This is a genomic window from Flavobacterium sp. CF108 (assembly GCF_900129795.1).
In the GTDB taxonomy this organism is placed as follows: domain Bacteria; phylum Bacteroidota; class Bacteroidia; order Flavobacteriales; family Flavobacteriaceae; genus Flavobacterium.
This window is the reverse complement of sequence record NZ_FQWW01000003.1, coordinates 624417-649984: the sequence shown is the minus strand read 5'-3', so window position 1 is coordinate 649984 and position 25568 is coordinate 624417. Positions and strand designations below refer to the sequence as shown.

21 protein-coding genes are annotated in these 25568 nt (G+C 33.2%); 8 read left to right on the top strand and 13 right to left on the bottom strand.

Annotation, left to right across the window (positions count from 1 at the left end; genetic code table 11):
* Window positions 1-137: 137 nt before the first annotated feature.
* From BUE10_RS11515 to BUE10_RS11480, 7 genes are all read right to left on the bottom strand, one after another.
* Window positions 138-560 (bottom strand): protease complex subunit PrcB family protein, encoded by a 423-nt coding sequence (locus BUE10_RS11515; RefSeq protein WP_073485167.1) that lies wholly within the window; start codon window positions 558-560, stop codon window positions 138-140.
* Between the two features lie 28 nt (window positions 561-588).
* A complete protein-coding gene (bshA, locus tag BUE10_RS11510; RefSeq protein ID WP_073485165.1) occupies window positions 589-1725 on the bottom strand; it encodes an N-acetyl-alpha-D-glucosaminyl L-malate synthase BshA in 1137 nt (378 codons plus the stop codon).
* Window positions 1726-2729: 1004 nt separating this feature from the next.
* Window positions 2730-3212, bottom strand: coding sequence for a hypothetical protein (locus BUE10_RS11500; RefSeq protein ID WP_031455874.1), 483 nt, complete (start codon window positions 3210-3212; stop codon window positions 2730-2732).
* 130 nt (window positions 3213-3342) lie between these two features.
* Window positions 3343-4134, bottom strand: a complete 792-nt coding sequence (locus tag BUE10_RS11495) for a (Fe-S)-binding protein (RefSeq protein WP_056203005.1) — start codon at window positions 4132-4134, stop codon at window positions 3343-3345.
* Window positions 4135-4262: 128 nt separating this feature from the next.
* Window positions 4263-5594 carry a 4Fe-4S dicluster domain-containing protein gene (locus tag BUE10_RS11490; protein ID WP_073485161.1) on the bottom strand — a complete coding sequence of 444 codons (1332 nt, stop codon included), beginning with the start codon at window positions 5592-5594 and terminating at the stop codon, window positions 4263-4265.
* Window positions 5595-5599: 5 nt separating this feature from the next.
* Complete coding sequence (locus tag BUE10_RS11485) at window positions 5600-6565, bottom strand: MlaD family protein (RefSeq protein WP_073485159.1); 966 nt, start codon at window positions 6563-6565, stop codon at window positions 5600-5602.
* A gap of 52 nt (window positions 6566-6617) precedes the next feature.
* Window positions 6618-7733, bottom strand: a complete 1116-nt coding sequence (locus BUE10_RS11480; RefSeq protein ID WP_073485293.1) for an N-acetylmuramoyl-L-alanine amidase family protein — start codon at window positions 7731-7733, stop codon at window positions 6618-6620.
* A gap of 82 nt (window positions 7734-7815) precedes the next feature.
* On the opposite strand from BUE10_RS11480, the gene BUE10_RS11475 reads away from it, so the two are divergent.
* Both BUE10_RS11475 and BUE10_RS11470 read left to right on the top strand, forming a co-directional pair.
* A complete protein-coding gene (locus BUE10_RS11475) occupies window positions 7816-10518 on the top strand; it encodes a putative LPS assembly protein LptD (RefSeq protein ID WP_073485291.1) in 2703 nt (900 codons plus the stop codon).
* A gap of 25 nt (window positions 10519-10543) precedes the next feature.
* Entirely contained in the window at window positions 10544-10924 is a 381-nt protein-coding gene (locus BUE10_RS11470; protein ID WP_073485158.1) for a RidA family protein, read from the top strand.
* Here the strand turns inward: BUE10_RS11470 and BUE10_RS11465 are convergent.
* The 6 genes from BUE10_RS11465 to BUE10_RS11440 form a co-directional block, all read right to left on the bottom strand.
* Window positions 10905-11279 carry a methylglyoxal synthase gene (locus BUE10_RS11465; protein WP_073485289.1) on the bottom strand — a complete coding sequence of 125 codons (375 nt, stop codon included), beginning with the start codon at window positions 11277-11279 and terminating at the stop codon, window positions 10905-10907. The genes BUE10_RS11470 and BUE10_RS11465 overlap by 20 nt on opposite strands.
* 211 nt (window positions 11280-11490) lie before the next feature.
* Complete coding sequence (locus BUE10_RS11460; RefSeq protein ID WP_073485156.1) at window positions 11491-11865, bottom strand: methylglyoxal synthase; 375 nt, start codon at window positions 11863-11865, stop codon at window positions 11491-11493.
* An 8-nt stretch (window positions 11866-11873) separates the two neighbouring features.
* On the bottom strand, window positions 11874-12725 hold the full coding sequence (locus tag BUE10_RS11455) for an N-acetylglucosamine kinase (protein ID WP_073485155.1): 852 nt from the start codon (window positions 12723-12725) through the stop codon (window positions 11874-11876).
* A 123-nt stretch (window positions 12726-12848) separates the two neighbouring features.
* Complete coding sequence (gene gap, locus BUE10_RS11450; RefSeq protein ID WP_053470186.1) at window positions 12849-13853, bottom strand: type I glyceraldehyde-3-phosphate dehydrogenase; 1005 nt, start codon at window positions 13851-13853, stop codon at window positions 12849-12851.
* Between the two features lie 94 nt (window positions 13854-13947).
* Window positions 13948-14934, bottom strand: a complete 987-nt coding sequence (gene pfkA / locus BUE10_RS11445; RefSeq protein WP_053470187.1) for a 6-phosphofructokinase — start codon at window positions 14932-14934, stop codon at window positions 13948-13950.
* Between the two features lie 310 nt (window positions 14935-15244).
* Window positions 15245-19735: a translocation/assembly module TamB domain-containing protein gene (locus BUE10_RS11440; RefSeq protein WP_073485154.1), complete on the bottom strand. Its 4491-nt coding sequence runs from the start codon at window positions 19733-19735 to the stop codon at window positions 15245-15247.
* Between the two features lie 206 nt (window positions 19736-19941).
* Between BUE10_RS11440 and tsaD the strand changes: the two genes are divergently transcribed.
* From tsaD to BUE10_RS11410, 6 genes are all read left to right on the top strand, one after another.
* Window positions 19942-20964 carry a tRNA (adenosine(37)-N6)-threonylcarbamoyltransferase complex transferase subunit TsaD gene (tsaD, locus tag BUE10_RS11435; RefSeq protein WP_073485152.1) on the top strand — a complete coding sequence of 341 codons (1023 nt, stop codon included), beginning with the start codon at window positions 19942-19944 and terminating at the stop codon, window positions 20962-20964.
* A gap of 2 nt (window positions 20965-20966) precedes the next feature.
* Window positions 20967-21680, top strand: a complete 714-nt coding sequence (locus tag BUE10_RS11430) for a 16S rRNA (uracil(1498)-N(3))-methyltransferase (protein WP_073485150.1) — start codon at window positions 20967-20969, stop codon at window positions 21678-21680.
* Window positions 21681-21818: 138 nt separating this feature from the next.
* The gene (locus tag BUE10_RS11425) at window positions 21819-22457 is read left to right on the top strand and encodes a DUF4159 domain-containing protein (RefSeq protein ID WP_073485148.1); all 639 of its coding nucleotides are present in this window, start codon (window positions 21819-21821) and stop codon (window positions 22455-22457) included.
* Between the two features lie 134 nt (window positions 22458-22591).
* Window positions 22592-23092: a TrmH family RNA methyltransferase gene (locus BUE10_RS11420; RefSeq protein WP_073485146.1), complete on the top strand. Its 501-nt coding sequence runs from the start codon at window positions 22592-22594 to the stop codon at window positions 23090-23092.
* A gap of 306 nt (window positions 23093-23398) precedes the next feature.
* A complete protein-coding gene (locus tag BUE10_RS11415) occupies window positions 23399-24361 on the top strand; it encodes a zinc metalloprotease (RefSeq protein WP_073485145.1) in 963 nt (320 codons plus the stop codon).
* 115 nt (window positions 24362-24476) lie between these two features.
* Window positions 24477-25568: an AI-2E family transporter gene (locus tag BUE10_RS11410; RefSeq protein ID WP_073485143.1), complete on the top strand. Its 1092-nt coding sequence runs from the start codon at window positions 24477-24479 to the stop codon at window positions 25566-25568.

Here is a 25568-nt window from a genome sequence, read left to right as displayed (position 1 = left end):
AAAAATTATTGTCACCCTGAGCGTAGTCGAAGGGCTTTAAAGGTAAAAAGGGCTTCGACTACGCTCAGCCTGACATTTCACATCTAACTTTTCACTAATAACTAATAACTATTTACCAGTCACTCTTTACTAATAACTTACTTAATAATAATCTCCTTTTTAGAATGTATTTTTACAACTGTATAAGGATAAGTTATAGCCTGCGTTACCATTGCATCTGGAGCAGGATTTTTTTCTTTTACTGTAATGATAATATTCTTATCCGTTTCTTCAACCTTTTCAATTTCAATAGAATATCCTCCGGTGTTTTTCTCACCCATATTAAGGATAACATAATTAGAATTGGCAATATCAGTCTGCTTCATTTTAGCAGCCAGAAGCGGATCATTTTCAAGCATTTTGATCTCGTTAGGTTCTGTCAAAATTTCGAAAAATTTAATATTTCCCCCTCCATCAGACTGTTCAGTTAAAACTTCATATAAAGCTTTTGAATCTGTTGTTTTTTTAGCTCCGCAGGAAATCAAAACAAAAATTACTAAAACCGAAATTACTTTTTTCATTACGTTCAAATTTTTAAAATTAATGTTTCTATTCTTTATAATCGTCAATTGCTCTTTGATACAAAGCTTCATATTTAGGCAGAATATTTTTAATATCAAAGTTCTTAGCTACTTCTAAGGCATTGATTTTAAACTTATTCAAAGTTTCGTCATCTTTTAAAATTTTGATTGCATTTGCAGCCATTTCGTCGACATTTCCAACATCACTTAAATATCCTGAAACACCATCAAAATTAACTTCCGGCAAGCCTCCTGAATTACTTGAAATTACAGGAACTCCGCAAGCCATTGCTTCTAAGGCTGCTAAACCAAAACTTTCTGTTTCTGACGGAAGTAAAAACAAATCAGTCATGCATAAAATCTTATCGATTTCATTACTGTTCCCAAAGAAAATTACTTTGTCGTAAATTCCCAGTTCCATACACAAAACCTCTGCTCTTTCTTTTTCAGGTCCATCGCCCACCATCATTAATTTAGCCGGCATTACTTTCTGAATATTATAAAAAATCTTGATAATATCCGGAATACGTTTTACTTTTCTAAAGTTACTAATGTGTGTTACGATTCGCTCATTTTCCTTTGCCATTACATATCTGTGACAAGGTTCCGTTGGGTCTTTTCTAACTTTATCCAATTCAATAAAATTCGGGATTACCTTAATTTTATTCTTAATTTTAAACAATTTCAGCGTATCATCTTTCAAACTCTGAGAAACCGAAGTCACGTAATCAGACTTATTGATACTAAAAGTTACCGCAGGTTTGTAAAACGGATGATTTCCAACAAGCGTAATATCAGTTCCGTGAAGCGTTGTAATCATCGGAAGATTAATTCCTTCATTCTTAAGCATTTGTTTCGCCATATAACCCGCATAAGCGTGGGGAATAGCGTAATGCACATGCAGAACTTCTATTTTATACAATTTCACCATATCGACCAATTTGCTTGACAAAGCCAATTCATACGGCTGATAATGGAATAAAGGATATTCAGGAACGTTTACTTCGTGATAATGAACATTAGGGTTTAAAAGCGCTAATCTTACTGGCTGACTGTAAGTTATAAAATGTATTTCGTGTCCGCGTCTGGCTAATTCGAGACCTAGTTCTGTAGCAACTACACCACTACCGCCAAATGTCGGATAACAAACTATTGCTATTTTCATGTATTAAATTTAATTCTACGAAAGTACTCAAAAATCACGTTTAATTAGGCTTTTAAATTGTTAGATTTTCGACAAAATTAGATTAAATCTGGTTGATAAATATTTTTAGAAGCAGGACAATATCTCCCAAAAAGATCAGTAGTCCCGCTGTACACTAAATCTTTTATGGCGAACCCCACCATAAAAGGATACCGCTTCCATCGGGGCTAGATTAGACGTTTTTGTTTTTATAAGAAAATAATTTAAATGATTCTATTCAAAAAAAACACTACCGTTCCAAGGATACTCTATTCCTCTATAAATTGTCATTTTCAAGGTAAACAGCAAGACACATACGATTAATAAAATTGTCACTATTAAAGGTAAAGTAACTTTCTTTTTAATGTTTAGAAAAAAAATATACCCGAATATAATTTGCAAAATGACTAATAATATTACATAAAACATGTCTCCAATTCCTTGTCCGAAAACTATTTTTCCATTAAAAATTAAGGTTAGTATTATTGAAGTCCAAATAAAATACAAAACGCTACAAATATTCAAAACTTTCCTCATGTTTAATATTAAATTATTAAAATTAGATATTCTTGTCATTCCTAGTTACTCGGAATGATAATTGGGCTTACTATGTCTTCAACGGATTAAAATCCGTTACTACAAAATAAATCATTCCTTCGGAATTTTATATGCAGCGTTCCGTAGGAACAAGTTATATTGTAGGGATGGATTTTAATCCATCTTCGCAAACATAATCGCCAATCTTTGTCGATTCTCTAGTGCGATTCCTCGTTCCTCGGAATAACAAGCTTTACGTAAAAAAAACAAAAAAACTCACAAAGATTACGCAACGAAACCCGACAGGTTTTTAAAACCTGTCGGATTTAACAATCTCCTCGGAATGACAAACTTTGGCGAAACCTGAAACCTGAAACTTGAAACAATCAAAACAAAAAAAGGCACAAAATCTAAAATTTCATGCCTTTCAAATATATTATAAATTTCTCTTAGAAAAATCTGCTGTGCCAGCTGTCGGCAGCAGGAACTTCCCACGATTCGTTGAATTCTTCGATATTGTTAACCAAATTATTGAAAACAATTGTGTTCTCAGAAACTGATTTATCTTTTACCATTTTCTTGAAATCAATTAATGGTTTGTGTGCAATATGTTCTCCAAGTTTAAAAGTAACGTTCATTTTGTCTAATAAATCGACATTGTACTTTTTCTCTAAACCTTGAATAAATTCTACCGAACTATCAATAGAACAGCCTGTAGCAGCCTGAACGTCCTGATTTACGGCTAATATTATAAAACGATTGTATTTTAGCAAAAATGATGCTTCAAGACTTGTTCCGTGTGCGGCCCATTCTTCTACAAAAGCTTTTAAATCTGTTTCGATTTCAGAAAACTCTTCCTCAGAAAATTTTCTGTTCGATTGGTAAATCCAAACTCTTGATTCACCAGGTAAATTTTCAAAAGGTATATACATTTTTTAATTTTAAATTGTTAATTTTAGATTTTAGATTTTTTTTAAAGTTTAAAGTTTAAAGTTTAAAGTTTCAGGTTTCAGGTTGAAAAACTTTGTCCCTTTGCACCTTTATCTCTTTGAACCTTAAAAACTAAAGATCCTGCGCATTCGCAATTAACTCCGCGATATCTAACACTTTTACCTGTCCTTCTTTTTCCTGATGTTTGATACCATCGGTTAACATCGTGTTACAGAAAGGACATCCGGCAGCGATAATATCCGGCTGAACTTCTAGTGCATCTTCTGTACGCAGTACGTTTACTTCTTTGTTTCCAGGTTCAGCATCTTTAAACATCTGCGCTCCACCCGCTCCACAGCATAATCCGTTTGCTTTAGAGCGTTTCATTTCGACTAATTCAACGTCTAATTTCTGGATTAAATCTCTTGGCGCTTCGTATACTTTATTGGCTCTTCCTAAATAACAAGGATCGTGGAAAGTAATTTTCTTTCCTTTAAACTGTCCGCCTTCAACCGTAAGTCTTCCGTCATCAATTAATGACTTCAGGAATTCTGTATGATGAATAACTTCATAGTTTCCACCTAATTCAGGATATTCATTTTTTAAAGTATTAAAACAATGCGGACAAGCTGTAACGATTTTTTTTGCTTCATAAGCATTTAAAACCTCGATATTCATCATGGCCTGCATTTGAAACAAAAATTCATTTCCGGCTCTTTTTGCAGGATCACCAGTACAACTCTCTTCTGTACCTAATACTGCAAAAGAAACATTAGTACGATTTAAAATACGTACAAATGCTTTTGTGATTTTTTTTGCTCTATCATCAAAACTCCCTGCGCAACCTACCCAAAATAAAACTTCTGGCTGTGTTCCCTGGGCTAGCATTTCTGCCATTGTTGGCACTACTAAACTTTCTGACATCTTCTTTTTTTGTTAAATCGGTTAATTGTTTATTTGGTTAATTGCTCTCTTTACAATAACCTTACTAAAAACCTTAAATATTTACTCAAATCGATTAAACGGTTAAACAATTAACCATTTAAACTACTCTAATTCTCGTTTTTCCAATTCAATCGGTCCTGCTGGCTGTACTGCCATGGCGCACCATTATTTTCGATATTGGTCATCATAGCATTCAGTGACATTGGCGCAGCACTCTGCTCCATTACTAAATAACGACGCATATCCATTATAATAGATAACGGACTAATATTTACGGGACATTCTTCTACACAAGCATTGCATGATGTACAAGCCCATAATTCTTCTGGTGTAATATAATCGTTTAATAATGTTTTATTATCCGGAACAAAAACACCTTTATTAGCATCTATGTTTTTCCCAACTTCAGTTAAACGGTCTCTTGTGTCCATCATAATTTTACGTGGAGACAATTTTTTACCCGTTTGATTTGCCGGACATGAAGACGTACAACGACCACATTCTGTACAAGTATATGCGTTTAAAAGCTGAACCCAGTTTAAATCCTGAACATCGCTTGCGCCAAATTTAGATGGAGCCGCATTTTCATCAACCGGAGCCGCTGCAAAAGGATCTGCATTTGGATCCATCATTAGTTTTACTTCTTTTGTTACTGATTCCAGATTATCAAACTGTCCTTCTGGTTTTAAATTCGCAAAGTATGTATTTGGGAATGCTAAAAGTATGTGTAAGTGTTTTGAGAAATATAAATAGTTCATAAAAACCATAATACCAACGATATGCAGCCACCAAAATGCTTCAAACAATATTACAACCAGTTCGTTTGACATTCCATTAAAAATTGGCGCGATGAACTGACTTATTGGAAAACTTCCTGCTTTGTGAAAAACTCCTCCCGGAACATTTTGCAAATGCAGGTCAGATGCGTTCATTAATAAAAACAAGATCATTAAAACGGTCTCAAAATACAAAATGTAGTTTGCATCGCTTTTAGGAAATCCTGTTAGATCAGAATGTATAAAACGTTTTAATCTGATAAAATTTCTTCTAAGCCAAAAAACGGTAACAGAAAAAATTACAAGTATGGCTAATATTTCAAATGAAGCAATTAAAACATCATAAACTACACCTAAATAAGGAGCAAAAATTCTATGAGTTCCTACTAATCCATCGATTATAATTTCAAGTAATTCAATATTAATAATTACGAAACCTACATATACTAAAATATGAAGTATTCCGGCAACAGGGCGTCTCACCATTTTTGACTGCCCAAGAGCAATCAAAGCCATGTTTTTCCAACGAGCTTTAGGATTATCTTTTCTATCTACGTCAACTCCTAAATTAATGTTGCGGATGATTTTTTTTACGCTCGCTGCAAAAAAACCAAAACCTACGACAAGAAGTATGGCGAATAAAATATTATCTAAATAACTCATTACAATTATTTTTTATCAGTTGAATTTGTTTCTCCGGCTGGTGCTACATAAGGTTTGTTTTTCTTTCCAAAAAGAGAAACGTTTACGTAACGTGTTGGATAAAGTCGAACATCTTGTAATAACAATTCAAGTTCTTTTGAAGTTTTTGCAAGATTGTTATAAAGCGCATCGTCGCTTAACAATTTACCTGCTGTACCTTTTCCAGAATTTAAACTAGCCATAATACCATCTACTTTTGCTAAAGTCTGGTTTAGGTTACGAACTGTTTTTCCAAGATCGGCTTTATTTAAAGAATCAGATATTTTATTAAAGTTGCTTGACATTTTATTAAAGTTTGTCACAACTCCGTTTATCTGGCCTTTGTTAGTATCTAAAATATTGTTGATACTTCCTGAAGCTCTATGAAACTGCTCCATTGTCTGGCTCAATTCTGCTAAAGTTTTCTTTAAATCCTGTTGTGTTTTTTGGTCTAAAACATTGTTTAATCCGGTAACCAGATTATCAATATTTAAGAGCATTTTATCCAATTTTAATGTAATTGGTTCGATTTTACCCCCTAAAGATTCTGTTAATCCCAGCTTAACAACAGACTCAAGTGTCTGCCCTTCTTCTGCAGGTTCTTTATCTGCTAAATTTGGAATAATAGCGATTTGCTTTCCTCCTATTAAACTTGCTGAATATAAAGATGCTTTACTTGTTTTTGAAATAGGAAAATCTGTTTTTAACTGAAGTTCAACTAATAATTTTCCTGTTGTTTCATTGATTGTGATTTTATTTACCTTACCAACTACAAGTCCGTTTATGGTAACTGGTGCTGATTGTGTCAGTTCTTCAACATTATCATATTCAGCATATAATGTTTTATAATTAGTAAAAAGGTCTTTTCCTTTTAAAAAACTGTAGCCCCAGATAAATAATAAAATAGACGCTATGACTAATACAGCCGTTTTAATTTCTCTTGTTAGTTTCAAAATTCTAAGTGTTTTGTTACAAAATTAGTATAAATATTCGAACTTGCGAGGATTATTTAACAGCATCCTGAATACTGATTTTTTCTCCGTCTTTAGTTGCTATCAAATATGCAGCGCCATATCCTTTATCCTTAGCTTCTTCCAGATATTTTTTCGCAGCTTCATAATCGGAAGTTTCCTGATAGAAATATTTATAAATATTGTTTTCGTAGATCATTGTTACATTTTTTAGTCCTTTAAAATTTTTAGGTTCTAAAGGTGTTTTTTTGATACTTGCTATAAGCTGCACTTTAAAGAATGTTCCTTTTGGGGCTGCAGGCGCAGGTGTTTGCACAACTTTCTTTGGAGTTGAAGTGTCTTTTACAGGCTTGGCTTCAACTGCTTCTGAAGTTCCTGAACCAAAATATTCTCTTTTGTAGCTCAAAATAGCTTCTGCAATTGCTTTTGCGATATCATCCTGTCCTTCTTCAGAATTTAGAATATTTCCTTCTATTGGATTAGATACGAATCCGGTTTCAACTAAAACTCTTGGCATGTAAGCTTTATGAAGTACCATAAATGGTGCTTGTTTTACACCGCCTTGTCTGATTTTTTTTCCAAGTCTTTCAAAATTATCTTCAATTTTACTTGCTAACGAAATACTATTATCCAAATATTCTTCCTGCATTAAAGTAATTCCAACCATTTGTTCTGGAGAATTTGGATCAAAACCATCGTATTTACGTTTATAATCTTTCTCTAAAGTAATTACCGAGTTCTCTTTTTTCGCCGCTTCAAGATTTGATGCAACTTTACTTAAACCCATTACATACGTTTCGGTACCATCTGCTGCTGTATTTTTATTTGCATTACAATGTATAGAAACAAAAATATTAGAGTTGGCTCTATTTGCGATATTGGCTCTTTCGACCAAATCAATAAAGACATCTGTTTTACGAGTATAGATTACATTGATATTTGGATTAAGTTCTAAAATTTTCCCTACTTTCAGTACAATAGCCAAGGCAATATTTTTTTCAATCCGCCCGCTGTAAACTGCACCAAAGTCGTGATCTCCGTGTCCGGCATCAAGTGTTACTTTAAAAACATTTGATTGACTATATGTGCAAAATGACGCTATTGTTAGAAAAAAGGTAAAGATTACCTTAATTTTATTTAATCTATTCATAAATCCTAAAGTTAATTTTAATAAAATGCAGCTGTTATAATTTTTACAATTGATTATTTTTGCCAAAAAATTATATGTAAGTTTGACATGTCAAAAAACAAGCCATAATTTTACAAAAATAGCATTTAAACCTTTGCAGACAAACTTATTTAATATCGTTTTAATATCATTTTTCCTAACAATGGGATGTGGTAATTTATATTCGCAAGAGATAAAATCTAAAAAAAAGCCTTTACCAGCTGCAAAACAAACAGATAAGCCTCAAATAACCCAAAATGACACTATAAAATTAGATACTGTCAGACCTACCAAGACTTTCCTCGATGGTAAGGTTAGATACAAGGCAAAAGATTACGCAAAAATCGATCAGAAGAAAAAACTGATTACTTTATACAACGAAGCCGAATTATACTATAAAGATGTTGAACTAAAATCTGGTATAATTGTTTTGAATTATGAAAAGGATGAAGTTTATGCCGGAAGAATTAAAGATTCTGCCGGGGCTTTAGTGCAGTTCCCAAACTTTAAACAAGGCGAGAGTGAAGTCCAGCCCGATTCTATCCGCTTTAATTTTAAAACTAAAAAAGCATTAATTTATAATTCGAGAACCAAACAAGGTGAATTAAATATTAAAGCTGCGGTTACCAAAAAAGAAAATGACTCTGTTTATTATCTAAAAGAGGCTCGTATTACAACAGCTCAGGATATTGACAATCCGGAATACTACTTTAGAACAAGCAAAATTAAATTTGTTCCCGGAAAAAAAATTGTTACCGGTTTAACGCAAATGGTTATTGCTGATGTCCCTACTCCGCTGGCATTGCCTTATGGTTATTTCCCGTTGAGTCAGGAAAAAAGTGTTTCGGGTATTATTATTCCAAGTTATAATGATTCAAATACCAGAGGTTTCTCTTTACAAAATGGAGGTTATTATTTTGCTTTAAGCGACAATTACGACTTAACTGTTTTAGGAGATTATTATACCAATGGTAGTTACGCCATGCGTTTTGAATCGGCTTATGCAACCCGATATAAATATAGAGGAAATGTCAATATTCGATTTGAGAATTTAATTAGCAGCGAAAGAGGTTATCCAGATTATTCGAAACAAAATATTTACAATATTCAGTGGTCACATTCAAAAGACACAAAATCTAATCCCAACTCAAGTTTTAGTGCCTCTGTAAATATGGGTAGCAGTAAGTACTTTAAACAGTCTATTAATCAGGCTAACGTTGGGTCAAATTTGAACAATACATTGAGTTCGTCTATTTCATACAACAAAACTTTTAATACGATTCCGGGTTCTCGTATTTCGTTATCTGCTACGCATCAGCAAAATACACAGACAGAGCAAATCCAGATGAGCCTTCCTAACCTTCAGGGGAGTATTGATCGTATTTATCCTTTTGTTGGAAAAGACGGAGTTAAAAAAGGGTTTATCAAAAACATCAACTTACAATATAACGTAACAGGTAAAAACAATATCACTACTTACGATTCCTTGTTTTTTAAGCCTCAAATGTTTAGAGATGCACAAATTGGTATGCAGCACTCTATTCCGATAAGTACTAACTTTAAAGTATTCAAATATTTTAGTGCCGGGGCATCTACAAACTATCAGGAAACCTGGGTAACCAAAACTATTAAAAAAGGTTTTGACGACACTGCAGGAAAAGTGGATGATAAAACAGTAAATGGTTTTGACTCATACAGAACATATAATTTAAGCACCAATTTAGGAACTACTATTTATGGTACATTTAATTTTGGTGAGGACAAAAGGATTCAGTCTATCCGCCACGTTATGAGGCCGAGTCTTACGTATTCCTATACGCCAAGTTTTGATCAATATTATGAACATTATACGGTTGATGCGTCTGGTAAAATTTCAACCGATGAATACTCGCGGTTCGCAAATGGTATTTATGGCGCTCCAGGGCAAAGTAATTCAAATATTGTAGGTTTTTCATTAAGCAACACGTTTGAAGCCAAAGTAAGGGATAAAGACAGCACAAAAACAGAACCTAAGAAGATAATGCTGCTGAACAATTTAAACTTCAATACAAGTTATAATTTTAGCGCAGACGGAAAAAAGACTTTAGCCTGGCAGCCAATTGTAGTAAGCGGGGGAACGCAGTTTTTTGACAATAAAATGAATGTCAATTTTGGAGCTGTTTTAAATCCTTATGCTATCGACAATGCAGGAAATGTTATAAACAAGTATAATATTGATAATGGAGGAAGTTTGTTTAGAATGACTAGTGCAAACTTAACCATGAACTATTCTTTCTCGAATAAGGGAACCGGAAAAGAAAAAAATACGCAAAGCCAGCGAAACGGTGGTCGTAATGACGATTTATTCGGAACAAACACAGACTTAAATGACAGCCGAAATAGTCAGTTTGCGAATGAACCGGAACGCGACGAAGATGTTGTAAGCGAGTTTTTCAGCTCAAAAATTCCTTGGGATATGACAATGGCGTATTCGCTTACTTATTCCAATACTGCCAGAGAAAATAAAATATCCGGAAACTCTATTATGATTTCTGCGAATATGGATATTACGCCTAAATGGAAAGGCGGGGTTTCTACAGGTTATGATTTTGTTCAAAAAGGGGTTACTTTTACTCAATTCCGTTTTGAAAGAGATTTGTTAAGCTGGAGAATGGCTTTTAACTGGAATCCGATGGGACCAAACGCTAACTGGAACTTCTTCATTGGAATTAAATCGGGTATGCTGAGTGACATTAAATGGAACAAACGCAGTACTTCAAATCGATAATTTGTCGACTTAAAATAAATTTATCATGAAAAAAATAATCTTTACAGAAAAAGCTCCGGCTCCTATTGGGCCGTACAATCAAGCGGTATTATCAGGAAATACACTTTATGCTTCTGGGCAAATTGCTATAAATCCAGCTTCGGGAGAACTTGTTACTGATAACATCAATGATGAAACTAAACAAGTAATGGAGAATATAGCAGCTATTTTAGAAGCGGCTAACATGACTTTTGAAAATGTTGTAAAAGCAACGATCTTTATTATGGATATGAACAATTTTGGTGCTATTAACACTATTTATGGTTCTTATTTTAACGAAAAAACCGCTCCAGCACGTGAAACGGTACAAGTGGCATGTCTGCCAAAAAATGTAAATGTTGAAATCTCTATAATTGCTGTGCAATAGCATCAACTAATAATTGTGCCGTTGCTTCATTTGTTGCCAGCGGCACATTGTGTACATCGCAAATTCTAACAAGCATACTGATATCAACCCCGTGTGCATGACTCGCAAGCGGATCTTTAAAAAAAAGCACAACCTTAATTTTACTTTCTGCTACTCTTGCTGCTATTTGGGCATCACCTCCCATAGAACATGGCAGTAATTTAACTACTTTTAAACCTGTATTCTCTGCGCTCCTGCCCAACAAACCTGTCGCAACAAGTTTCAATCTCTCACTCTCTAATACGATCCTGTTTTTAATTAAAAACTGAACCATATCGGCTTTTTTATTATCATGAGCAATAATCGCTATTTCAATGATTTTTTTCATGAATTTATAATAAAATTATTACCAAATTTAAATAAAAAAAGATAATTCCCACATTAAATTCGTCAAAATCAAGGATTTACATTTAAAAACTCAAAAAAAGCAGGCCTTTCAGCTTAAAGTTTAAATTAATTCCATAAAAAAACCGCGACATCTAATATGCAGCGGTCTTTAAGCTTATATGTTAAAAAGGAAAATTTATCTATAATTGCAGTGCAACTGCATTTAACAATAGTTGTGCGGAAGCTTCATTTGTTGCCAAAGGCACATTATGTACATCACAAACACGAATTAACATATTAATATCAACTTCATGGGCATGGCTCGCCAGTGGATCTTTAAAAAAGAAAACCATTTGAGTTTTCCCTTCGGCTACCCTTGCAGCAATTTGTGCATCACCTCCCATAGGTCCAGAAAGCATTCTTCGTACTTTAAAACCAGCATTTACAGCTTTACTTCCGGTAGTTCCTGTTGCGATAAGATTAATTTTTTCTAAAAGAAGCAAGGCCTTGTTTTTATTTAAAAACTGAACCATATCTGCTTTCTTTCCGTCGTGTGCTATTATAGCTATTTCCATAAATTTAATTATTGGTTAGCAACATGGTAAGCAATTAAACCATCAATTGGTCTTCTTAACACATTTCCTAATTTAAGCTCGTATTTATCGAAAGTTTCTTGTAATTCATCTTTCAGATAAAAAGCAATAGAACCCACAAAATGCACAGGAACTTCTTTACAGTTATCAAACTGTTTGATGTAGTTTTTAACGAAAGATTTCATTCCTTTGAAAATAATTTTTCTGCAGAATTCTGTGTCTTTATGTTTGATTAAAAACTTAGCAAAAGTTGCCAAATAAGCATTTGGGTTTGCTTCTTTATATAATTTGTTTTTAATAAAATCAGGATCAACGTCGTATTCTTTTTCAAGCTCAACCGCTAATTCCTTAGGCATTTTATTAAAATAGTATTTTCTAATTAATTCTTTTCCAAAAACGTTTCCGCTGCAGTCATCCATTACAATATATCCTAATGACTGAACTTTTTGGTGCAATACTTTTCCATCAAAATAACTGCAGTTTGACCCAGTTCCTAAGATAGATACGATTGCTTCTTCTCCTTTTGGAGTTGTAGCATAAACTGCAGCATAAGTATCTTCCTGAACGTCAACAATCGCGTTAGTAAAATACTCTTGAAAAATTTGCTTTAAAGCTTTTTTCATTCTGTCTGTTCCACAACCTGCTCCGTAAAAGAACAAATGTGTTGCATTTTTTTTATTTTGTAAAATATCAAAACGGTCGTTTAATCTTGCAAGAATTTCCGGCCCGTCAAGAATTTCAGGATTTAATCCTAAGGTTTGTGTGGTGAATAATACTTTTCCATTATCATCAATTGCAATCCAATCGGCTTTAGTAGATCCACTATCAACTATTAATTTCATTTTTTTTGTTTTTTGAATTAGTTTTTCTTCAAATAAGTGTGTTTTTTACATTAATTAAAGACAGAACAAAATAAGAAAATCCCGTTACTTGGTGATAACGGGATTTTGTAAAAATATATAATATTATTTTAAACCTGCAATATGCACAGATAAATCGATCAATTTGCTTGAGTATCCGTATTCATTATCGTACCAAGATACTAATTTGAAGAAAGTTGAATTTAAACCAATTCCTGCAGTAGAATCAATGATTGAAGTTCTTTTGTCAGAAATGAAATCCTGAGATACAACTGCATCTTCTGTAAATCCTAAGATACCTTTTAAATCAGTTTCAGAAGATTTTTTCAAAACTGCCATAATTTCTTCATAAGAAGTTTCTTTAGCAACTTTTACAGTTAAATCTACTACAGAAACGTCAGCAGTAGGAACACGGAAAGACATTCCAGTTAATTTTCCATTCAAAGATGGTATAACTTTTCCAACCGCTTTTGCAGCACCTGTTGAAGAAGGAATAATGTTAATTGCAGCTGCACGTCCACCTCTCCAGTCTTTTCTAGAAGGTCCGTCAGCAGTCATTTGAGTTGAAGTAGTTGCGTGAACAGTTGTCATTAAACCTTCAACGATTTCAAAATTATCGTGGATAACTTTAGCTAATGGAGCTAAACAGTTTGTAGTACAAGAAGCGTTAGAAACTACTAAATCAGAAGCTTTTGCAGTTTCGTGGTTAACTCCCATTACAAACATTGGAGCATCTGCAGATGGAGCAGAAATGATAACTTTTTTAGCACCACCTTTAATGTGCTCATTTGCAGTTTCGATAGTTGTAAAGATACCAGTACATTCTGCTACTACATCAACATCAACTTCATTCCATTTTAAGTCAGCAGGATTTCTTTCTGCAGTGATACGGATATTTCTTCCGTTTACATACAATTTTCCTTCTTTTACTTCTACAGTTCCGTTGAAACGACCGTGAACTGAATCATATTTTAATAAGTAAGCTAAGTGATCTACGTCTAATAAATCGTTGATTGCTACAACTTCTACATTATCTCTATTGAAAGATTCTCTAAAAACGATTCTTCCAATACGTCCAAATCCGTTTATTCCTAATTTTACTTTTGACATTTTACTAAATTTTTGCTTTTGTTTTTATTATACTAATTCAAAGTCTAATTTCCTCACAATAAACTTCTTCTCTTTTAAACTTTTCTCTATATAATTATGTAGACATAATGTCTGACACTCTCAATAATTCTCTATCAATTTCAGATTTACCTTTAATTGCCTGCTCAAGCGGAGTTAAAATAACTTTATCTTCCTTAAGACCAACCATGTAGTTTGATTTTCCTTCAATTAAAGATTCTACTGCTTTTACACCAAGACGGCTTGCTAAAACACGGTCAAAACAAGATGGCGAACCACCACGCTGCATGTGCCCTAAAACAGATACTCTTACGTCATACTCTGGTAAATTAGCTTCAACATAATCTTTTAATTCGAATACGTTTTTACCAATTTTATCACCTTCGGCAATAACCACTATACTTGATGATTTTCCTGAAGCTTTACTTTTTTGAAGAGAGTCTAACAATCTGTCAAGACCTAAATCTTCTTCAGGAATAAGGATTTCTTCTGCACCTGCACCAATTCCTGCATTAAGTGCGATGTGACCTGCATCTCTACCCATAACCTCTACAAAGAATAAACGGTTATGTGAACTTGCAGTATCTCTAATTTTATCAATACAGTCAACAACAGTATTTAAAGCAGTATCGTAACCTAGAGTAAAACTTGTACCATAAATATCATTATCGATTGTACCAGGAATTCCCATTACCGGGAAATTATATTCTGAGTTGAAAATTAAACCTCCGGTAAAACTTCCGTCGCCGCCAATAACTACTAAAGCATCAATTCCGGCTTTTAAAAGGTTTTCGTGCGCTTTTTTTCTTCCTTCCGGAGTTCTAAAATCAACAGAACGAGCTGATTTTAAGATCGTTCCTCCTTTATTTACAATGTTATTAACGCTTCGAGGACCCATTTCTTTAAAATCGCCTTCTATCATTCCTTGATACCCTCTATAAATTCCTATGCATTCTATATTATGATAAGCACATGTTCGAACAACAGATCGTATTGCAGCATTCATTCCTGGTGAGTCTCCTCCTGAGGTAAGAACACCTACTTTTTTTATTGTTTTTGACATTATTTAAGTATTAAAGTTGTAAATTTAGCAAACATTCAGCACTTTTCGGGTTCTGTTTATAATAAATTAGTAAAATATGTTAAATTCAAACGTTTTCGTTAATAAGTTTTTTGATACTAAAAATTTCATTTAAAATAATAAATACCCCATTTTTTAATTAATTCTTTAAAAATAACAATACCTAAATGAAGTGTTATAAAAATATTAAGAACAGTGCTTTAGCAAAAATTTACTAAAAGCGCTAAAGTTAGGCATAAAAAAACCATTCGTTGCGGCGAATGGTTTTTTTATACTCTTTTTTAACAATGTGTTAGAAATCGTTGTCAGGAATCAGACCTTCATTATTGTTTTGAGGCTTTGGTTTACTCTCCTCTTCTTTTTCTTTTTCTGATTTCTTTTTATTTTTTTCAGCTTCCTTTTTATTGTTATTGAAATTAACAAAGTCCGGATTTAAATTAGAATCCTGAAATTCATCTGAATTTTTTATAGCTTTTTCCAGTTTATGGCTTTTAAACAACTTATTGACCAGTTCACTGAAAGTATCAAAATCGACTTCATACGAAATACCAACTCCTTGTGTATAACCAATTCCTTGTCCTATATAATTAATATCATTTTCTTTATTAAACAAACGAAGGTTCATTGATCCATCTTCGTTTACTCTATATAAAATTTCAATATCTCCCACAATGGCAGATTCGTTTACTCCTCCAACGGGAACCCCTACTTTTCCGTTTATTGAAATTCGTTCATTAATCTGCGATGAAATATTGGCCACAAACTGTCCGTCAGCTTCCTGTCCTATTCTTCTGTCTGCTGATATAAAATTCAAGTCTATATTAATAAGGTCATTATCCGATTTTATAATGCCGCCTAACAAACTCGCAGCCGTTTCTGCAAATGTTCCAGATAAATCGCTTTGATTAAATCCGTCCTGACTCATAAATGAGCCTGTCGACAATAAATACAAGGCTTGTGTCTGGCGTACATCTTTATCGTCTAACTTATATTGTATCTCCGATTTTAAAACATTACTCACGGATGGAAACTGAATATCAAAATTAGGTTCAGGGCTCGTTAAATCTCCCCTTAAACCAATTACAACTTCTACCGGAACTTTTTTATTGAAAGATGAATTGTCTAATAATACCGCAGGATTTGCCGTTGTTTTGTAAACCGCTTCTAAATTCAGCTGGGCTTTCATTGGGTTACCTTCCCAAATAATCGAACCTCCTTTTTTAACCGCAAACTTTTTATCGATTAAACCACCGTATTTAAAATTATACGTTCCTTCGTAGGCCTGGAAATCTCCCCACATATTAAATTTACCCAGCGTATTGATTTTAAACAATAACGATCCGTATCCTTTTCCTTTCATACCGTGACCGGAATTTCGATCCAGAATTACTTCAACCTCGGCATCTGGTGTAATATCAAAATCAAACTCTAATTCAAGTCCGTTATAATTTCGGGTTTTCTCAACAATACCTTTAGCTAAATTGTATTTCTCTTTTGGCGTTACAAAATGAATCCAGTTGCTTTCACTCGAATTTTGTACGTTACTAATCGGAATTTTAACCTCTGTTCCTTTTTCAGATTTTGCATCAACCTTAATAAATAAACTTTCCGTTGGACCTTTTATGCTGGCAGTTCCGTTTATAAACGCCGTTCCAAAATACGCCGCATCTTCACTGTCTTTTGTGTCAAGTGCCAATAATCGTTTTGAAGTTATGGTTAAATCTAATTTCCAGTCTCCAAAATTATGATGCTCAATTGTTCCGTTCAGCAATCCTTTTGTTCCAAATTTTGTATCAGTTAACTGATTATTTCTAAACAGGAATTTTTCATCGGTTAAGTCAATAACTGTTCTGTCGCTCAATGCATAATCTGTATTAAGATACGGAATTGTCATTCCGGCTTTCTCCACATACAAACGTCCGTTGATTTCCGGTTTTTTCAAATTCCCCACAACAGCAGCATTTCCTGAAACAGAACCTCTTACATTTGATAATACATCGCCGCCGACAGTTCCTAAAGTTGCCAGATTAAATCCTTCGAGTTTTAAATTTAAATCTAAGAATGTCTCTTTATTTTCGACAGCAATTGTTCCGTTTGCTCTAAACGACTCGGCAAAACCATTTACAATCGAAGAATTTATAGTAAACTTTTTAAAACTCTGATCTCCCGAAATATCAAAATTCAAAGTTCCCAGATCGACTTTATTTAAATTAAGATGATCTACCACAATACTTGCCGTGGGCTGAAAGACATCTTTATTCTGCTTATAATTTATATTTCCGTTTAAGTTTCCGTTAAAAACAAACTTGGAGTTAAAAGGTGTAATTTTATTGATATCTACATCTTCAAAATTGAGGACGAGATCTTTATAATCTTTTCCTTTTATGACTCCGTTTAAATCAATTTTCTGGTTTTCATGCGACAATACAATATTATCTATTGAGAAGTTTTTAAAATACTGATCAAAAACAATCTGATTGTCTTTTTTCGCATCTTCATTTAAATACCATAAATAGTCTTTAAATTTCATTTCAGATTTCTTGATGCCGACTATATTATTCTTGTTTTTATCAATGGTATGAAACAAATCGAGATTGAAATAATCCTGCCCTTTGTCGCCGCCTTTAAACTCAGAACGAACAAACAAAGTATCTTTTGCGGTTACATTGATTAAATTGAAATCTCGTATTTTATAATACGGCGTTTTGATACTATCTAACTCAATGAAAGCATTATAAAGCGGGTTTTTATTATCAATACTAATTCTGATGTTATCAAAAGTATTTTTAGCCGCACTGATTTGTTTTGATCTGAATCCGAATTTAAATTCCTGTAAATCTGAATCGATTTTTCCGCGAACTACTGTACTCGAATCAATTTTCATTTCTGGATACAGCATTTCGACAACTTTATTATATACATGAAAGTTGAAACGCAGAAACTGCCCTTTTTTAACTTTAAAAGGTTTATAATTGGTATAAAGACTTCCAACAGAATTCATTACCAATTTATCTAATTGTGCAAACTGAAATTTACCCACAATTTTTCCTTCAACAATATCCGATGAATTAACGGTTATGGTACGGAGTCTGTCTGCATCAAAATTCGAGCTTACCGTAACTTCATCAAAAGCATACGTTGCTTTTGGGTTTTGATATACAGCATCTTTAATGTAAATATTTCCCTGAAGATTTTCGATCGAATTTCCGGTTAACTGCACAACGGCATCCCCTTTAAAACGAGAAATCGAATCGCTTATGAATTTCAGTTTTCGCAAATCAGAATTTTCGACATTGATATGAAAATCGTAACGGCTTTCTCTTTTGCTTAAATCAACCAAACCATCAAATGTCAGGCTTAGATTTGGATCATTTACAGAAATTTGTCCTTTATAATAAGGAAGTTTGAAATTTCCATTTACAACAATATTACTGTAGGTATATTTATTGTAATCTAATTTGGCAATATCTCCTTTTACGATAGTATTCAAATATTTTTCTGTAAAACCAACGCCGTCAACATCAATATCTAAGGTTGTTCTCCCTATATCTTTTCGATCTAATAAAGCGCCAACATTAAAATTATCCAGAACTATATTTCCCGCATAAGAAGCTTTATCAATAAAATCCATATTATTCATATGAAGATCGACTTTGCCGTTTCCTAAATCAGTTGCCATTTTAAAATCTGCTTCTAGATCTGTTGTCGAGACTTTTGCCTTTCCAACAATATTAAATTTCCCGATTCTTTTTAGTTCTTTCGGAAGCTTTTTGCCTAAAATACCCGGAAGTAAAACTACCAGATTATCATAGCTTGAAATCAATTTATCAAACTTTCCGTCCATAGAAAACTTCTGCTCTTTTGATCCTAAAAGATTTCTAAAATTGATTGTTCCAAAAATTTTAGAACCGTTTGTATCAGTAAGTCTAAGGCGGTTTAAATTCAGGTTGTTTAAAGTTCCTTTTATCTTAGTCCTAACTTTAAAATGCTGGTTTTTTCCTAAGCCATCATAAAAATAACGAATATCGTTTGAAGCAATTGAAGACGAATCTAACGCAACATCAAACTGCACTTTATCTGTAAAATCGAGAAAATCTTTGATTTTATAATTCAAAATCGCTTTTCCGTAAATCCATGATCTTTTGGTTTTAATTGCCAGATTTTCGACTTTAATTTGTTTTTTAGTATAGCTGAATTTCCCTGTAAAATTAGAAACATACAAACCGCGGTGATCTAAAAATGAAAATCTGTGAATTGTAGTATTTACATCAGGCCCATATAATTTGAAATCGCTTATGTAAGCGTTCAGTTTTTTAAAATCTAAAAATTGCGGGGTTCTTTTATTTTCATCCACAACAGAAAAATTTCCGTTTGTGATGTAGGCGTTTTTGGCTGTAAAAAGAAAATGTTTACCTGATTGTTTCTTTTCTTCCTTGGTTTCAAACAATTTAATAAACTTATTAATATTGTTTTCGTCTTCGTTTTTATAGGTTTTTAGGTTAAAAATCAAACCCGTTAAACGAATATCACCAAAAAGTAAATCGCCGTCAATAAGTCGTTTTATGCTTAAAATATCAGTCGTAATAATATCAGAATAAATCATCGTTTTTTTGTGATGATCTAAAATCAGGACTTTTTTAAGTTTTACACCGCCAAAAATATTAATGGCAACTTTATCAACACTAATGTTTGTTTTGAAGTCTGTATTTAAAGTTTCGGTAATATATTTTGCGATTTTTGTCTGTACGACAGGAAGTGACAGAGTGATAGCAAGTACCAGCAAAAGTAAAATTAAGCCAATTAGGGTTCTGGATACTATTTTCTTAACTCTTTTGATAACTGGTATTATTATAGATTTTGTTTTAATTTAATTTGAACAGACAAAGGGCGGCTGTTTTGATAAAAATTCTTTAATTTTGGGGCTCTGCTTCAAATCAAAGCAATTCAAAATTTGATTTGTCAAATATAATTCAAAATTCGTGCCTTTATATGCAAAATTCAGAGGTTTTTATTCTTGCCATCGAAAGTTCATGCGATGATACTGCCGCCGCAGTTTTACATAACGATAAAGTTCTCTCAAATGTTGTGGCTAATCAATTAATTCACAATCAATATGGCGGTGTGGTTCCTGAACTAGCCTCAAGAGCCCATCAGCAAAATATAGTTCCTGTAATCGACGCAGCGCTTCGTAAAGCAAATGTACAAAAAGAACAGCTAACTGCCATTGCCTTTACACAAGGTCCGGGTTTAATGGGATCATTGTTAGTAGGAAGTTCTTTCAGTAAATCATTAGCATTAGCATTAAACGTTCCGTTAATCGCTGTAAATCATATGCATGCTCATATTTTAGCTCATTTTATTGATGAAGAAGGCTACGATAAACCTGAGTTTCCTTTTTTGGCTTTAACTATCAGCGGCGGACATACCCAAATTGTAAAAGTGAACAGCTTTTTTGACATGGAAATTATTGGTGAAACGACTGATGACGCCGTTGGAGAAGCTTTTGACAAGAGTGCAAAAATTTTAGGGCTTCCCTATCCGGGCGGACCTTTGATTGACAAATATGCTAAAGAAGGAAATCCAAAAGCTTTTACTTTTACAAAACCAAAAGTTCCGGGATTAGATTTTAGTTTTTCGGGATTGAAAACAGCAATTCTATATTTTATACAGAAGAATAAACTGGAGAATCCAAATTTTGTGGATGAAAACCTAAACGATATCTGCGCTTCTATTCAGCATACAATTATCGAAATTTTGATGGACAAGCTGAAACTGGCTGTCAAAGAAACCGGAATTAAACAAATTGCCATTGGCGGAGGAGTTTCGGCAAATTCAGGAATCAGGACTACTTTGAAAGAAAGCGAAGCCAAATACGGCTGGAAAACTTTTATTCCGAAATTTGAATATACTACAGATAATGCTGCAATGATTGGAATTGTGGGCTATCAAAAATATTTATCAAGTCGTTTCGAAACTTCTGCGGTGGTTTCTAAAGCGCGAATTCAATTTTAATTATGCAGTTATTTTACAATCCTGATATTGACGAATCAACCGAGAGTTTTTCTTTTGATAAAGAAGAAAGCAAACATATTATAAAAGTTTTACGAAAGAAAGATTCAGATATCCTGCATGTTACAAACGGTTTTGGTTTATTGTTTGAAACTGAAATTACGCTGGCTTCAGACAATAAATGTATTGTTGCCGTTCGTTCAATAACAAAATCTCCAGAACCAAAATTTCGCCTGCATTTAGCCGTTGCACCAACCAAAATGAATGATCGTTTTGAATGGTTTTTAGAAAAAGCTACAGAAATTGGAATTCAGGAAATTACGCCTATTATCTGCGATCGTTCTGAACGAAAAGTAATTAATTTAGAGCGTTTTGAAAAGATTATTTTATCGGCAATGAAACAATCAAATGAAATGTTTCTTCCAAAATTAAATGATGCTATTTCGTTTAAGGAATTCATAAAACAAAAAAATCAGGGTTTACAATTTATTGCACATTGTGAAGAAACCGATAAAAAATCGTTGAAGGAAACTTTAAAGCCAAATGAAGATGTAACTTTATTAATAGGTCCCGAAGGAGATTTCTCAGAAAAAGAAATAGCTTTGGCCATCGAAAATAAATATCAGCCGGTAACTTTAGGAAATACACGTTTGCGAACAGAAACTGCTGCAGTTGTCGCTTGCCATAGTGTTGTGTTTTTTAATGAAACGCCGAATTAAGTTTAGTTTAGTCATTGCGAGGAACGAAACAATCACACTTTCAAATTAAACTTACTGAGCTTGCCAAAGTTTTAGAATACGAATTATTAGTGAGGCTGCTCCGTTCCTCGCAATGACAGATCAATAATTAAAAATTACATGAAAAAAATATTTTACCTGTTTTTACTTTTTTCAATCTCTTCATTTTCTCAGGAAATTGCTTTGCTTAAATACAGCGGCGGCGGCGATTGGTATGCAAACCCAACATCATTGCCCAACTTAATTCGTTTTTGCAATTCAACCATCAATACCAGAATAAAAGCAAAACCATCGACAGTAGAACCAAGTAATCCTGATTTGCTTTCGTATCCGTTTGTACACATGACCGGACACGGAAATGTTGTTTTCAGCGATTCAGACATAACCAATCTTAGAAATTATTTATACGGAGGCGGTTTTCTTCATATCGATGATAATTACGGTATGGATCAATACATTCGAAAAGAAATCAAAAAAATATTTCCGAATAATAATTTAGTAGAACTTCCTGCAAATCACGCGATTTTCCAAAAACCATTTCCGTTCCCAAACGGATTACCTAAAATTCACGAACACGACGGAACCCGTCCGCAGGCGTTTGGAATTTTTGTAGAAAATAAATTAGTTTTATTATATACTTACGAATGCGATTTAGGCGACGGCTGGGAAGATCCTGAAGTGCACAATGACCCTGCAAATGTTCGCGACAAAGCTTTAAAAATGGGTGCCAACATTATCAATTATATTTTTACTAATTAATGACTAGTCTCAAGTGATAAGTAACTAGTAATTCAATCAATTTTAAAAAAACAACGTCACCTCTCAACACTAATCACTTTTTACTAATTACTTTTTACTAATTACTTTTTACTAATTACTTTTTACTAACAAAAATGCAGCTTACTCACGAAGAAAATCAATTTGAGAGAAAAACATTTCCTATAACTTTGGTTTGCGATCATATTTATTTTCAGCAAAACATTGGTTCACTCTTTAGAATTTCTGAGGCTTTTGGTGTCGAAAATATTATTTTTCTGGGGAAAGATATTCCGCTTACGCCAAGAAAAATTAACAAAACTTCCCGCAGTACGCATCTTCATGTACCGCATCAAATTATCGAAGAAACTTCAGAATTAATTGAATACTTACAACAAAACAGCTTCGAAATCATTGCTTTAGAAATTACAAGCAATAGCAAACCTCTAAAAGAAGTTGTGCTTCCAAATAAAAAAACAGCCCTTTTGATAGGAAATGAAATCAATGGAATTTCAAATGAACTTTTAAAAATCTGTGATCAAATTGTACACATCAATATGTTTGGAAAAAACTCTAGTATGAATGTTGTACAAGCTGCGAGTATTGCGCTATATGAGATTACTTCTTTCCCTCTTTAACATAAAAGATACTTTTCTAAAAAAAGTAGAAATACGTAGGAAACAGTGTTAAAATTAATACAAACATTTTACCAAAAGGTTAAATTTTAATCTAATTATAGTTTTTTTACTCCTAAAAACATTCATAAATAAGAATTTACATCATAAAAATAATTTTAACTTTTTTGTAAGAACTAGACTATACAAGGGATTGTAAAATTTCACACAAATAATTCCATATAAAAATTTGGCTACAAAATGTTTTTGTTATAAAATTGCGATCTGGTTAACCAAAACTAATATTTTATAACAAAAAACCCCGTTATTATGAAAAAAGTTATTATTACTGCATTTACAGCACTAGTGCTGTTTTCTTGTCAAAACGATCAATCTGCTGACGCAAGCGGATCTGAAGCTTCTGCTGCAAAAGCAACGCTTCGTTCTTGCGCAACTCAGGATGTTTTAGAAGCTCAGTTAAAAGCTGATCCTACATTAGCGATCAGAATGAACGAAATTGAAGCTTTTACAAACAAAACTTTACTTACAGGTAAACTTGTAAATGGTAAAATTCAAATTCCTGTTGTAGTAAACGTTTTGTACAGAACAACTGCAGAGAATATCTCAAATGCTCAAATTCAATCTCAAATTGATGTTCTAAACAAAGATTTCAACGCACAAAACTCTGATTATAACAGCGTACCAGCACTTTTTGCAGGTGTTAAAGCTAACGTTGGAATTTCATTTGTTTTAGACCAGGTTATTAGAAAATCTACAACTAAAACTTCTTGGGGAACCAATGATGCTATGAAAAAAACAGCTCAGGGCGGTTTAGCACCAACTTCTCCTACTACAAAGCTTAATTTATGGGCTTGTACTATTGGCGGCGGAATTTTAGGTTATGCACAATTTCCTGGAGGATCTTCTTCTACAGACGGAGTTGTAATTGATTCTAAATATTTCGGATTATCTGGTGCTTCTGCGGCTCCTTATAATTTAGGAAGAACTGGTACTCACGAAGTTGGACACTGGATGAACTTACGTCACATTTGGGGAGATGCAACTTGCGGAAGCGATTTAGTTTCAGATACTCCTACTCACAACACTGCAAACTATGGCGTTCCTGCTTATCCACACTACAGTACTTGTTCTGGTACTCCGGTAGAAATGACAATGAACTACATGGATTACACTGATGATGCTGGAATGTATATGTTCTCTACAGGACAGAAAAACAGAATGGCTGCTATCTTCGTAAGCGGAGGTGCAAGATTTTCTTTTGGACAGCCATAAACTTTTAAACAGTCTTAAAATACCCTATAAAAGCGAGATGTTTCCATCTCGCTTTTTTATTTTAAAGCTAGAATATTAAAAGGTTTTTCCTATTTTTATAGTCTAAAATTTAAATATGATAACGTCAAAAACTATTTCTAACGGAATCTTAAGAGCATTAACTACAATATTAATAATTGGTATTGTTTTATACTTTTTATACGAAATACAAACTGTCATTGTTTACTTATGTATTTCTTTGATCTTGTGTTTAATATCAAATCCGCTGGTTTTGTTTTTAAAGAATAAATTAAAATTCAAAGATTCACTTGCCGCGACAACCGCCATTGTAATTTTTGTTTTATTAATGGTTGGCTTTATCTTTTTATTTGTTCCATTAATCATTTCTCAGGCCAATAATTTATCGCTTTTAGATACCAATCAGCTGCAATCTCAGTTCATGGAAACGGAACAAACTATTGAAACCTACTTTAATATTCCGCATTTTGATCTCAATAAAGTACTGAGAGATTCAAAAGTTACTTCGATGTTGGATTTTAGTTATTTTACTGGTTTTATCAACTCGATTTTGAATTTTATGGCTGATATGGGAATGGGATTAGTTTCTGTATTCTTCATTACTTTTTTCTTTATTAAAGATCAGGATCAGTTTAAATCTACAGCAAGAAAATTACTTCCAGATTCAAACGAAGACAAAATTTTAAATTCGATCACCAAGATAAACCATATGTTAACCCGCTATTTTATTGGGCTTTTGCTTCAATTAACGGTTGTATTTATTCTTTATCTGATTGTTTTAGTGATTTTCGGAAATAAAAATGCTTTTGTAATTGCGTTTTTATGTGCCGTTTTAAATATCATTCCCTACATCGGGCCAATCATTGGGACTACTTTAGCTGCGCTTTTAACTATGATCAGCTTAATTGGGCAGGATTTTAGATCTGAAATTTTACCAACTACTATTTATGTTGTGATTGGGTTTTTACTGGTACAGGCGATTGATAATAACATCAGCCAGCCTATAATTTCATCAAAAAGCGTAAATTCGCATCCGCTGGAAATATTCCTGATTACTTTAGTTAGCGGCATTACCTTTGGAATCGTAGGAATGATTATCGCAGTTCCGCTTTTTACTATGATAAAAGTAATTTTAAAAGAATTTTTTCCTGATAACAAAATTATATCTGTTTTAACCGAAAGAATTTAG

Excerpts from the sequence above, each read along its gene's own strand:
- tsaD (WP_073485152.1), top strand. The coding sequence starts at position 19,942 with ATGCAAAATTCAGAGGTTTTTATTCTTGCCATCGAAAGTTCATGCGAT.
- BUE10_RS11500 (WP_031455874.1), bottom strand. The coding sequence starts at position 3,212 with ATGTATATACCTTTTGAAAATTTACCTGGTGAATCAAGAGTTTGGATT.
- BUE10_RS11495 (WP_056203005.1), bottom strand. The coding sequence starts at position 4,134 with ATGTCAGAAAGTTTAGTAGTGCCAACAATGGCAGAAATGCTAGCCCAG.
- gap (WP_053470186.1), bottom strand. The coding sequence starts at position 13,853 with ATGTCAAAAGTAAAATTAGGAATAAACGGATTTGGACGTATTGGAAGA.
- BUE10_RS11420 (WP_073485146.1), top strand. The coding sequence starts at position 22,592 with ATGCAGCTTACTCACGAAGAAAATCAATTTGAGAGAAAAACATTTCCT.
- BUE10_RS11490 (WP_073485161.1), bottom strand. The coding sequence starts at position 5,594 with ATGAGTTATTTAGATAATATTTTATTCGCCATACTTCTTGTCGTAGGT.
- BUE10_RS11460 (WP_073485156.1), bottom strand. The coding sequence starts at position 11,865 with ATGGAAATAGCTATAATAGCACACGACGGAAAGAAAGCAGATATGGTT.
- BUE10_RS11455 (WP_073485155.1), bottom strand. The coding sequence starts at position 12,725 with ATGAAATTAATAGTTGATAGTGGATCTACTAAAGCCGATTGGATTGCA.
- BUE10_RS11480 (WP_073485293.1), bottom strand. The coding sequence starts at position 7,733 with ATGAATAGATTAAATAAAATTAAGGTAATCTTTACCTTTTTTCTAACA.
- BUE10_RS11515 (WP_073485167.1), bottom strand. The coding sequence starts at position 560 with ATGAAAAAAGTAATTTCGGTTTTAGTAATTTTTGTTTTGATTTCCTGC.
- BUE10_RS11430 (WP_073485150.1), top strand. The coding sequence starts at position 20,967 with ATGCAGTTATTTTACAATCCTGATATTGACGAATCAACCGAGAGTTTT.
- BUE10_RS11415 (WP_073485145.1), top strand. The coding sequence starts at position 23,399 with ATGAAAAAAGTTATTATTACTGCATTTACAGCACTAGTGCTGTTTTCT.
- pfkA (WP_053470187.1), bottom strand. The coding sequence starts at position 14,934 with ATGTCAAAAACAATAAAAAAAGTAGGTGTTCTTACCTCAGGAGGAGAC.
- BUE10_RS11425 (WP_073485148.1), top strand. The coding sequence starts at position 21,819 with ATGAAAAAAATATTTTACCTGTTTTTACTTTTTTCAATCTCTTCATTT.
- BUE10_RS11470 (WP_073485158.1), top strand. The coding sequence starts at position 10,544 with ATGAAAAAAATAATCTTTACAGAAAAAGCTCCGGCTCCTATTGGGCCG.
- bshA (WP_073485165.1), bottom strand. The coding sequence starts at position 1,725 with ATGAAAATAGCAATAGTTTGTTATCCGACATTTGGCGGTAGTGGTGTA.
- BUE10_RS11410 (WP_073485143.1), top strand. The coding sequence starts at position 24,477 with ATGATAACGTCAAAAACTATTTCTAACGGAATCTTAAGAGCATTAACT.